This window comes from Streptomyces sp. NPDC057617, assembly GCF_042800555.1.
Taxonomy (GTDB): domain Bacteria; phylum Actinomycetota; class Actinomycetes; order Streptomycetales; family Streptomycetaceae; genus Streptomyces.
Window position 1 is genome coordinate 588688 of the sequence record NZ_JBHVGV010000001.1, and the last position, 10437, is coordinate 599124.

Consider the following 10437-nt stretch of genomic DNA (forward strand, 5'->3'; position numbering starts at 1 on the left):
CTCCGCCCACGTACGGGCGGCTCCTCTTCCCCGCCCGAAAGGTCCGTCATGCCTGTGGAGTTCCTCGGTATCGCCGCCACCCACGACGGGTCGGAGACGAATCCCCGCTCCGGCGCCGCGTTCGACAAGGAGTACACGCTCAGGCTCGCCCGCGCCCATGAGGACCACGGCTGGGACCGGGTGCTGTTCGCGTACGGGTCCGGCTCGCCCGATCCCGCGCCGGCCGCCGCGTTCATCGCCTCCCGCCTCGACCGGCTGCAGATCCTGCTGGCGCACCGGCCGAACGTGTCGTACCCGACCTATGCCGCCAAGACGTTCGCCACGCTGGACCGGATCAGCGAGGGGCGGCTCACGGTCCACTTCATCACCGGCGGCAACGACCACGAGCAGGGCCGTGAGGGCGACACGCTCACCAAGGACCGGCGCTATTCGCGTACGCGCGAGTACATCGAGATCGTCAAGCGGATCTGGACCTCGCACGAGGCCTTCGACCACGAGGGCGAGCACTACCGCTTCCACGACTTCGTCAGCGATGTGTTCCCGGTCCAGCAGCCACGGCCCGGTGTGTCGTTCGGCGGCTCCTCGCCGGCGGCGTACGAGGCGGGCGGCGCCGAGGCCGACATCTACTGCCTCTGGGGCGAGCCGCTGGAGAAGACCGCGGAGCAGATCGAGGCGGTGCGCGCCGCGGCGCTCGCGGCCGGCCGCCCGGCGCCTCCCCGTATCCAGGTGGCCTTCCGTCCGATCATCGCCCCGACCGAGGAACTGGCCTGGGAGAAGGCCCACCGGACGGTGGACGCGATCAAGGCGCGCAGGGAGCAGGGCGACCCGGTCCTGGTGCGCCACCGCCGCCGGGGAGAGCCCGAGAACACCGGCTCGCAGCGGCTGATCGCGATCGCCGAGTCCGGCGAGCGCTACGACCGCGCGCTGTGGACCCCGACCGCCGCCGCCACCGGGGGCGCGGGCAACTCCAACGCCCTGGTCGGTACGCCCGAGACGGTCGCCGCCGCACTGCTCGACTACTACGACCTGGGCGTCGACATCATCTCCGCCCGCGGCTACGACCTGCTGGACGACGCCGTCGACTTCGGCCGTTACGTCATCCCGCTGGTACGCGAAGAGGTCGCCAAGCGGGACGCCGAGCGCGCGGCCGAGGGCGCGCGACGCCTGGTCGAGGCGGGCTGATGACCTCCGTCGCCGAGCCGGGCGGGCAGACCTGGGTACGGACCGCCCTCTCGGATCCGCTGGCGCTGCCGATGCTGAGCGAGCTGGGCCGGGAGTACGCCACCCGCTACGGCATCGACCCGCGCGACGAGCTGGCCCGCTATCCGGACGAGGAGTTCGAGCCTCCGCACGGGGCCCTGCTGCTGTTGCTGGAGGACGGCGAGCCGGTCGCCGGAGGCGCGTTCCGCCGGTACGACAGCACCACGGCCGAGCTGAAGCGGATCTGGACCCACTCCGCGCACCGGCGGCGGGGGCTGGCCCTGCGGGTGGTCGGCGAGCTGGAACGTACCGCCGCCGCACGGGGCTACCGCCGGATCCATCTGACCACCGGGCCGCGCCAGCCCGAGGCGCGAGGGCTCTACCTCACCGCCGGATACACGCCCCTGTTCGATACGAGCGCCGACCCGGAGACCATCGGCCCGCTGCCGTTCGAGAAGCATCTCGCCGGCCGTCCCGCCGGCTCCGCCGAAGGAAAGGTATGACCCCGTGCGCCCCCTGATCCCGGGCCGTCCGCGGCCCGCGCGCCGCGACGCCAGGCCCGTACGTCCCGTACGTTCACCGCGCCGCACGCGAAGCCGGCTGTCGGCCGTCCTCGCCGCGGCCCTGCTCCTGCCCGTCCTGGCGGGGTGCGGTACGGACACGGAGTCCGGCCCCGGGCCGGCGGGCGCCGCCTCGCCCGCGCCCTCGGACGATGTCACCTCGTCGCTGAAGAAGAACGCGGCGCTGGCGAACCTGCTGCCCGCGGATGTCCGCACGCAGGGCACGCTCCGTATCGCCTCCTATGTGGGGGCGCCGCCCAGCGCGTACTTCCCCGACACCTCGACCCGTGAGCCGGCCGGTCTGGACATCGACATCGCCGACGCGGTCAGCAAGCTGCTGGGGCTGAGACTGGAGCGCCAGGACGCGAGTTTCGAGGCGATCCTGCCCGCGCTCGGCAGCGGGAAGTACGACCTGGGCACCGGGAACTTCGGGGTCACCGACGAGCGGCGCAAGACCATCGACTTCGTCACCTACATCAATGACGGCCAGGGGTTCGCCGTCCGCAAGGACGATACGAGCCTCGACAAGGTGACCACGCTCGAACAGCTCTGCGGCAAGACCGTCGGCACCTCGGCGGGCACCACCTTCGAGGCGACGCTGAACTCCCAGAAGGGGGTCTGCGCGGACGCGGGCAAGAAGCCGTACACGGTCAAGGTCTTCTCCGACCAGGGCGCCATCACGACCAGTCTTCAGCAGGGCCGGATCGATGTGGTCATGTCGACCATCAACGGTCTGCGCTACCAGGCCGCTCAGCCCGCGGCCGGGGTCAGGTTCCTGGGCGAGTTCCACCGGCTCGATGTCGGTTTCGCCTTCGCCAAGGGCTCGCCGCTGCTCAAGGCGTTCCAGGGGGCCGTCAACGAGCTGATCAAGAACGGCACGTACGGCCGGATCCTCGAAAAGTGGGGGACGCAGGACTCCGCCATCGAGGAGTCGCAGATCAGTCCGCCCGAAGCGAAGTAGCCGGCAGGAGCCTTCGATGGATACCGCAACCGGCACTCCGGCGGACACCCCGCCCGTACCGCCGTCCGCAGCACCCCCGGTTCCCGGGCCGGCGAAGGTTTCCGCCCCGGCCGGTGCCGGTACGGGCGTCCCCGCGGGTACGGAAGACCTCGCCGCGCTGAAGGTCGTGCCCGCGCGTCATCACTGGCGGTGGGTGGCGGGGGCGGCGGCACTGGTCGTCGTCGCGCAGTTCGTCCACGGTCTGGTCACCAATCCGGGGTGGGACTGGGAGACCTTCTTTCTCTATCTGTCCACCGACACCGTGCTCAAGGCCGTGTGGGTGACGCTCCAGCTCACCGCGTACGGCACGGTCCTGGGCTTCGCCCTCGGCGTGGTCCTGGCCTTCATGCGGCTGTCGCGCAGCGCGATCCTGCAGACGGTCGCCTGGACGTACATCTGGGCGTTCCGCTCGATCCCGCTCATCGTCCAGCTTCTTTTCTGGTTCAACCTGGCTTATCTGTACCAGGAGTTGGGGGTCGGCATCCCGTTCGGTCCGGTGCTGTGGAGCTTCGACACGATGAATCTGGTCGGCGCCATGTCGGCGGCCGTCATCGGGCTGGCGCTGCACCAGGCCGCGTATGCCGCGGAGATCGTGCGCGGCGGGATCATCTCGGTGGACGGCGGGCAGTTGGAGGCCGCGGCGGCGCTGGGCATCCCGCGGCTGCGGCAGCTCCGCCGCATCCTGCTGCCGCAGGCGATGCGCGGCATCCTGCCCAATGCCGCCAACGAGGTCATCTCCCTCTTCAAGGGCACCTCGATCGTCTCGGTGATGGCGATCGGCGAGCTGTTCTACCAGGTCCAGGTGATCTACGGACGGAACGGACGGGTCGTACCGCTGCTGATGGTCGCGACCGCCTGGTACATCCTGCTCACCACCCTGCTGTCCGTCGCCCAGTACTACGTGGAGCGGCACTTCGCGCGCGGGGCCGAGCGCACTCCCCCGCCCACCCCGCTCCAGCGAGCCAGGAGCTTCACCCGCAGGATGCGGGCCGCTGCCGCCACCGGAGGTTTCCCGCGATGACTGCCGATACAGAGAGCGAAAGCACCGACAGCCGCGAGCTGATGGTCGATGTGCGCGGTGTGCACAAGAACTTCGGCACGCTGGAGGTGCTGCGCGGGGTCGACCTCCAGGTCCGTACGGGCGAGGTCACCGTCGTACTGGGCCCCTCGGGCTCGGGGAAGTCGACCCTGCTGCGCAGTATCAACCACCTCGAAAAGCTCAACCGGGGCTACGTCAGTATCGACGGCGAGCTGATCGGCTACCGCCGCTCCGGATCCAAGCTGCATGAGCTCAAGGAGCGGGAGGTCCTGAAGCAGCGGCTCCATATCGGCTTCGTCTTCCAGAACTTCAATCTCTTCCCGCATCTCACCGTCGTCGAGAACATCATCGAGGCCCCGGTCTCCGCGTTGCGCCGCCCCCGCAAGGCCGCGGTCGAACAGGCCGCCCGGCTGCTGGAGCGGGTGGGTCTCGCCGACAAGGCCGACGCCTATCCCCGGCAGCTCTCCGGCGGTCAGCAGCAGCGGGTGGCCATCGCCCGGGCGCTGGCGCTGGAGCCCAAGGTGCTGCTCTTCGACGAGCCCACCTCGGCGCTCGACCCCGAACTGGTCGGCGAGGTCCTCGATGTGATCAAGGATCTGGCCCGTAGCGGCACCACGATGATCGTGGTCACCCATGAGATCGGCTTCGCCCGCGAGGTCGCCGACACCGTGGTGTTCATGGACGACGGGCTGGTCGTCGAGCAGGGTCCGCCGGCCGAGGTGCTCGACCGGCCGCGCCATGAGCGGACCAAGGCCTTTCTCTCCAAGGTCCTGTGACGGTCCCGTCCTTTCAACTCCCTCTTGTCCGCCCGTATCCAGCGAGGAGCCCTCCGTGCCATCGAGACGTACCCGCCGTACCACCGCCGCCCTGCTCGGCCTGATCACCGTGCTCTCCCTCTCGTCCTGCGGCGACCCGGCCGACGCCTCCACCGACGAGGTGTCGGCCAAGGGCTCCGGGAAGGAGGGCCTGAAGATCAACCTCGGCCCCGACCAGAAGCGGATCAGCACGGAGAAGGTCGACTCCATCGCCGCGCTCGTCCCCGCGGCGATCCGGAGGCGCGGCACCCTGGAGATCGTCAACTCGGCCGGTTCCGTGCCGCCGTTGGACTTCTACGCGACCGACGACAAGACCGTGATCGGGGTGGAGCCGGACATCGCCTCGCTGGTCGCGGATGTGCTCGGGCTGAAGCCGCACTACAACACGGTCGACTGGGCGAATATCTTCGTCGGCCTCGACAGCGGGAAGTACGACGCCGGGTTCGGCAACATCACCGTCACCGAGGAGCGCAAGGAGAAGTACGACTTCGCCACCTACCGTCTGGACAATCTGGCGTTCGAGACGAAGAAGGGCGGCAGCGACTGGAAGGTCGCGGGCCCGGAGGACGTGGCGGGCAGGACGATCGGCGTGGCCTCGGGCACCAACCAGGAGAAGCTGCTGGTCGACTGGAGCGAGCAGAACGTCAAGAACGGCCTGAAGGCCACGGACATCAAGTACTACCAGAACGCCAGCGACTACTATCTCGCACTCGGCTCCGGCCGCCTCGACGCCTATCTCGGCCCCAACCCCACCGCCGCGTACCACGCCGCCGCCACCGGCGAGACCGAGATCATCGGTACGTACTCGGGCGGCGGCGCCGATGTCCAGGGCAAGATCGCGGCCACCACCAAGAAGGACAACGGGCTGGTGAAGGCGCTTCAGCAGGCGCTGGACACCGTCATCAAGAACGGTACGTACGAGAAGGTGCTGGCGCGCTGGGGCCTGACGAGCGAGGCCGTGACCTCCTCCGAGCTGAACCCGCCGGGACTGCCGAAGACCGCGCCGTAACCATTCCGGGACCACCGGACGAGCGAATATCGGGCCCGTCCGGCGATTGAGGACAACCCGCCCGCTCACGCCGATGAGACTCACGGATGTGACGGATACCCAGGGAGAAGACGGCGGCGACGGCCGGGAGAGCCGGGACGGCCGACGGGCCCGGAACGCGGAGGACACCGAGGGCACGCCCATGCCCGTCGTCGTGGAGAAGCCCGACGCGCGCCAGTCGATGCTGCTGCGGCAGGTGGGCCGTGAGTGGGGGCGGGTGTCCGCCGCCCGTGACGCCTGGCGCGCGGCGCTGCCGGTGGATCCGGACGTCGGCAGCTATCCCGATCCCGCGCAGATCGTGCCGGCCCGCTTCGGCCGGTTCGTACAGGTGCCTCCGCTGGGCGGGCTGCCGCTGCCCGCGGATGTGGGCGTGGTGGAGGCGGGCGCGCCGGAGCGTGGCCGGCTGGGCCCGTGGCTGCGGCACGCGCTGCTGGGGGCGCCGCTGCGGAGCACGGCGATCGCGCGGGAGCGGATGCGGAAGACCGTGGCGCTGCCGGTCCTCTCGGCGGACGCGCTGTCGTCGGTCGCGTACGGCCCCGAGGCGCTGCTGGCCGTGCTGGTGCTGGCGGGTACGGCGGGGCTCGCGTACGCGGTGCCGGTGGCCGGGGCGATCGTCTTCCTGATGCTGGCGGTCGGGCTGTCGTACCGTCAGACGATCCGCGCGTATCCGCACGGCGGCGGCTCGTACATCGTCGCGACGGACAATCTCGGCCGGGTGCCGGGGCTGATGGCCGCGGCCGGTCTGCTGACGGACTACGTCCTGACGGTCGCGGTCTCCGTCTCGTCCGGGATGGCGGCGGTCACCTCGGCGCTTCCGGGGCTGGCCGACGATGTCGTGCCGATCGGGCTGCTGGTCATCGCGGTACTGCTGGCGGGGAATCTACGGGGTGTCAGACAGGCGGGCGCGCTGTTCGCGGCACCGACGTACGCCTTTGTCATCGCCGTACTCGCGCTGGTGGGAGCGGGTCTGTACGACGCGGCGGGGCGGGACTTCCAGCCCGTACCGGCCCCCGCGGCGCACGCCGTCGAGGGGGTCGGTCTGCTGCTGGTGATGCGGGCGTTCGCGTCGGGGTCGACTGCCATGACCGGTATCGAGGCGATCTCGAACGCGGTGCCCGCGTTCGAGCCGGTCGCCTGGCGCAATGCGCGCACGACGCTGTCCTGGATGATCGGACTGCTCGTCACCCTGTTCGCGGGCACGATCGCGGTGGTCCATCTGTCGGGTGTGGTGCCCGAGTCGCAGGAGACCGTGCTGTCCCAGCTCGCCCATCTCAGTTTCGGCTCCGGCGGGATGTACATCTTCATCCAGGCGGCGACGGCGCTGGTGCTGCTGCTGGCGGCGAACACCGCGTTCAACGACTTTCCCCGGGTGCTGTATCTGCTGGCGCGCGACGACCACGCGCCCCGGATCTTTCTGCGGCTCGGGGACCGGCTGGCGTTCAGCAACGGCATCATCCTGCTGTCGGTGCTGGCCGCGGTGATCTTCGCGGCCTTCGACGGCAAGACCGCGTCACTCATTCCGCTGTACGCCGTCGGGGTCTTTCTCGCCTTCACCCTGTCGCAGTGCGGCATGGTGGTCCACTGGTGGCGGCGGCGCGACCGGCACTGGCGCAAGAGCCTCGCCTTCAACGCGACGGGCGCCCTGCTCTCGGCCGTGGTCTTCATCACGGCGGGCATCACCAAGTTCACCGAGGGCGCGTGGCTCGCCATTCTCACCATCGCCCTGTTCCTGCTGGTGACGACCAGGATCAAGCGCCATTACGACACGGTGCGCAGGGCGCTGCGGCTGCACGCGCGGAGCATCGAGATCCCGGGCCGTACGCTCCGGGCGCGGCCGGAGACCCGCGCACCGGAGAAGGAGCAAGGAGCAGAAGAGAAGGAGGAAGGCGCCGAGGGTCCGTCAGAGCGCGTCCCCGTCAGGAAGAGACGGGAGGAACGGAGGGAACGGAAGAAGCTGGAAGCACCGGAAGAGGAGGAGCGGGAGGAGACCCCCGAGCAGATCCGGCATCTCTCCGTCGTCCTGGTCGACGAGCTGCACCAGGCGAGCATGCGCGCCCTGGCCTATGCCGCCTCCCTCCAGCAGCCCGTCCTGGCCCTGCATGTGAGTCCCAGTGACGAGGACGCCCGGCGCTTCCGTGAGAGCTGGCAGCTCTGGGGGGACCATCTGCCGCTGAGAATCGTCATTTCCCCCTACCGGGCCATCGTGACCCCGCTGATCAGCTATATCGAGCAATTGCACCATCAGCGCCCCGATCTGACGATCACCGTCATCCTTCCCGAGATCGTCGTACGCCACTGGTGGCACCGCATTCTGCACAGCCCGCTGGCGGGACGGCTGCGGCGGGCGCTACGGCCACTGCCCAAGATCGTGGTGACGACCGTGCCCTTCCATGTGTACGGCGGGGCGCATGGCGGGGTGTAGGGCGAGGCCTGAGCCCTCCGGGGATATGAAAAACGTATGGAATGGTCGACCTCTGTTCTGATTGGTCGGTTTGTCGGTTTCATCCTAGGGTGGGCGATGGCACTGCCCAGGGAGGGCAAGTGCGTCTACAGGAGGAGCCCATGATGCTTTCTCAGACCATCAGGCCGGGAGAAATCACCCTGGACCACCGTGCGTTGGGTGCGGCCATGGCCGAGCCCGAGGCCCCCTACAGCGATGCGCCGGTCTACGCACCGGAAGCGGCGGGCCTGCTGCTTCTGCTGCTGCTGCTGTCCCCGAAGGAGCCAAAGGAGCCGAAGGGCCTGTGAGCCAGGACCGGTCGCGGACCACCTACCAAGAATCAGCGGCCGGCCTGGCACGGCGTGCCCTCGGCGCCCTTCACGGCGCCGGGGGCACGGCCATGGTCGCCGAGCATGTCGAGAGCGAGCGGGACCCTGGCGCGGCGCTGGCCGCCATCCGGATCCTCGGCGCGGATGTCCTCGCGCCGGCCGTACTGGCGGGCACCGCGTTCCATCCGCTGGACGCGGAGGCGGTGGCCCTGTCCTTCACGGCCCTGCCGCCCTCGCGAGAGGAGCCGCTGCCGCCGCCGACCGGGCCCGAGGAGCCCTGGCTGATGGCCTGGCGCGACTGGGGCACGGTCACCCTGCTGACCGTCCTGACCAGCGGAGACACCGCGCGTACGGGGGTGCCCCGGCCCACCTCGCCGCCCGCCGGGGTCGCCGCGCCCAGGGACGGTACGGGGTGGGCGGCCTGGTCGGTCAGGATGGGCCGGCTCTCCGCGCTGGCGCTGCCGGGGCTGGAGAGTCCGGTGCATGACGCGGCGCGCGGCGCTCCGCTGGCGCTGGCCCGCGGGGCGACCCGTGCCGTACTGCGCAGGGACTATCCGACCGCCGCGCGGATCGTACGGTGGCTGGCGTGGCTGCACGCGGACGGGGTGGAGCTGCCGCTCGACCCGGCGCCGCTGGTGGAGCACATCGGGCTGATGGCGGGCGGTGACCGGCTGGCACTGGACACGGCGATCGCGCGCCGGCTGATCGGGGTCTGACGACGGTTCACGGACGACCGGCTGCCCGTACGTACGGCCGCGCTGCCCGGTCCGCCGCTCAGCACCGCCTGGTTCAACCGACCTGACCAGCGCTCACCCCGAGCCCTGCGTGTTTCAACCGAACCGCCCGCCCGGGCCTCGCTCACTGCCCGGCCCATTCCGCACCGCCCCCCTTCCGACCGCATCCGCCCCTTTCCACTCCCCCTCGATCACCAGGCCCTGTCTGACTGACCGTCACCCGATCGGACCGAGACCCCGTCATGCCGATGCCCGTCACACAAACCGCCCATCGGATCACCTCCCGCGCCCTGACCTGGCTCCACTCGAACCGCGAGCACAGCACGCTGCCGCCCGGCACCACCGCCGAACTCGCCGAGCCCGACAGCGTCTACAAGCCCCTCGGCGAGACCGCGCTCGCCGCCTCCCTCGTGCTGCGCGAGGCGGTGGCCGGCAGTACCGAGCTGCGGCTCGCCCGCGAGCTGCTGGACTTCACCTGGGAGCAGCTCGGCGGCGGCGCCATGCTCCATGAGCGGCTGCTGCGCTATCCGATGATGAGCGACCCGCTGGAGACCTACACCCACTTCGCCAGGAGCGGCTACCGCCACGAGGGGCTTGACCGGCTGCTCGCGCACACCACCTCGCTCCGCTCGGCCCGCGCGGTGGAGGTGATGCCCAACCGCCGTCTCGCCATCGCCAACGCCGCCCGGGTCGGCGGGTTCGACCAGGGCGAGCGGGCTGCCGACTGGGCCGCGCTGACCCGGGCGACCTGGCTGGGCGCGCTCCCGGAGCCGTGGCTCATCGACTGGATGACCGCCTACCACATGACGCACACGGTCTTCCATCTCACCGACTGGGGCCGTGTCCCCGCCGATCTGCCCGTCGAGCTGGCCGCCTATCTCACCGACTGGCTACCCGCCTGGATCGACATCTGGGCCGAGATCGCCGAGTGGGACCTGGTGGCCGAACTGATGATCGTCGGCAGTTCGCTGCCCGATCCCCTCTGCGACCCGGCGGACTGGGAGCGGCTCGCCCGCCTCCAGCACGAGGACGGGCTGATGCCCCGCGACGGCCACCCCGTCGCCGGGGATGCCGGCGAACGCTTCGCGGCGCACCACCACACCACCGTGGTGGCCGCGGTCGCCGGTACGCTCGCCGTCTCCCGCACCCTCGGCACCCGTCGATGACGACGGGCACCGCCGGGACGGCACAGGCGGCGCCGGCCGGATCCCCGCCGGCGCCGCCCGCCTGGGCCCCCGGTCCCGGGGGGGGGGCTTATGCCCCCGCCCTCCC

The 10437-nt window shown here is 70.5% G+C and carries 10 protein-coding genes; all 10 read left to right on the top strand.

The window, feature by feature from the left end; genetic code table 11:
* Positions 1–48 precede the first annotated feature (48 nt).
* The 10 genes from ACFU9P_RS02695 to ACFU9P_RS02740 all read left to right on the top strand — a co-directional run bounded on the left by ACFU9P_RS02695 (position 49) and on the right by ACFU9P_RS02740 (position 10331).
* Positions 49–1182, top strand: coding sequence for an LLM class flavin-dependent oxidoreductase (locus ACFU9P_RS02695; protein WP_384077364.1), 1134 nt, complete (start codon positions 49–51; stop codon positions 1180–1182).
* Positions 1182–1703 carry a GNAT family N-acetyltransferase gene (locus tag ACFU9P_RS02700; RefSeq protein ID WP_376386577.1) on the top strand — a complete coding sequence of 174 codons (522 nt, stop codon included), beginning with the start codon at positions 1182–1184 and terminating at the stop codon, positions 1701–1703. The genes ACFU9P_RS02695 and ACFU9P_RS02700 overlap by 1 nt, the downstream gene beginning before the upstream one ends.
* Positions 1704–1800: 97 nt before the next feature.
* Positions 1801–2721, top strand: a complete 921-nt coding sequence (locus ACFU9P_RS02705; RefSeq protein WP_384077902.1) for an ABC transporter substrate-binding protein — start codon at positions 1801–1803, stop codon at positions 2719–2721.
* A 16-nt stretch (positions 2722–2737) separates the two neighbouring features.
* Positions 2738–3781 (top strand): amino acid ABC transporter permease, encoded by a 1044-nt coding sequence (locus tag ACFU9P_RS02710; protein ID WP_376386579.1) that lies wholly within the window; start codon positions 2738–2740, stop codon positions 3779–3781.
* Entirely contained in the window at positions 3778–4575 is a 798-nt protein-coding gene (locus tag ACFU9P_RS02715) for an amino acid ABC transporter ATP-binding protein (protein ID WP_376386580.1), read from the top strand. Before ACFU9P_RS02710 ends, ACFU9P_RS02715 begins: the two co-directional genes overlap by 4 nt.
* Positions 4576–4630: 55 nt before the next feature.
* The gene (locus ACFU9P_RS02720) at positions 4631–5623 is read left to right on the top strand and encodes an ABC transporter substrate-binding protein (RefSeq protein WP_384077367.1); all 993 of its coding nucleotides are present in this window, start codon (positions 4631–4633) and stop codon (positions 5621–5623) included.
* Positions 5624–6134: 511 nt separating this feature from the next.
* The gene (locus tag ACFU9P_RS02725; RefSeq protein ID WP_384077903.1) at positions 6135–8084 is read left to right on the top strand and encodes an APC family permease; all 1950 of its coding nucleotides are present in this window, start codon (positions 6135–6137) and stop codon (positions 8082–8084) included.
* Positions 8085–8224: 140 nt separating this feature from the next.
* Complete coding sequence (locus tag ACFU9P_RS02730) at positions 8225–8410, top strand: hypothetical protein (RefSeq protein WP_376386584.1); 186 nt, start codon at positions 8225–8227, stop codon at positions 8408–8410.
* Complete coding sequence (locus tag ACFU9P_RS02735; RefSeq protein WP_384077368.1) at positions 8407–9147, top strand: hypothetical protein; 741 nt, start codon at positions 8407–8409, stop codon at positions 9145–9147. Before ACFU9P_RS02730 ends, ACFU9P_RS02735 begins: the two co-directional genes overlap by 4 nt.
* A gap of 260 nt (positions 9148–9407) precedes the next feature.
* Positions 9408–10331 carry a DUF6895 family protein gene (locus ACFU9P_RS02740; RefSeq protein WP_376386588.1) on the top strand — a complete coding sequence of 308 codons (924 nt, stop codon included), beginning with the start codon at positions 9408–9410 and terminating at the stop codon, positions 10329–10331.
* Positions 10332–10437: the final 106 nt, after the last annotated feature.

Bases quoted from the DNA above. Each gene is read 5' to 3' on its own strand.
- ACFU9P_RS02725 (WP_384077903.1), top strand. From the start codon at position 6,135: ATGCGGAAGACCGTGGCGCTGCCGGTCCTCTCGGCGGACGCGCTGTCG.
- ACFU9P_RS02740 (WP_376386588.1), top strand. From the start codon at position 9,408: ATGCCGATGCCCGTCACACAAACCGCCCATCGGATCACCTCCCGCGCC.
- ACFU9P_RS02715 (WP_376386580.1), top strand. From the start codon at position 3,778: ATGACTGCCGATACAGAGAGCGAAAGCACCGACAGCCGCGAGCTGATG.
- ACFU9P_RS02710 (WP_376386579.1), top strand. From the start codon at position 2,738: ATGGATACCGCAACCGGCACTCCGGCGGACACCCCGCCCGTACCGCCG.
- ACFU9P_RS02695 (WP_384077364.1), top strand. From the start codon at position 49: ATGCCTGTGGAGTTCCTCGGTATCGCCGCCACCCACGACGGGTCGGAG.
- ACFU9P_RS02700 (WP_376386577.1), top strand. From the start codon at position 1,182: ATGACCTCCGTCGCCGAGCCGGGCGGGCAGACCTGGGTACGGACCGCC.
- ACFU9P_RS02730 (WP_376386584.1), top strand. From the start codon at position 8,225: ATGATGCTTTCTCAGACCATCAGGCCGGGAGAAATCACCCTGGACCAC.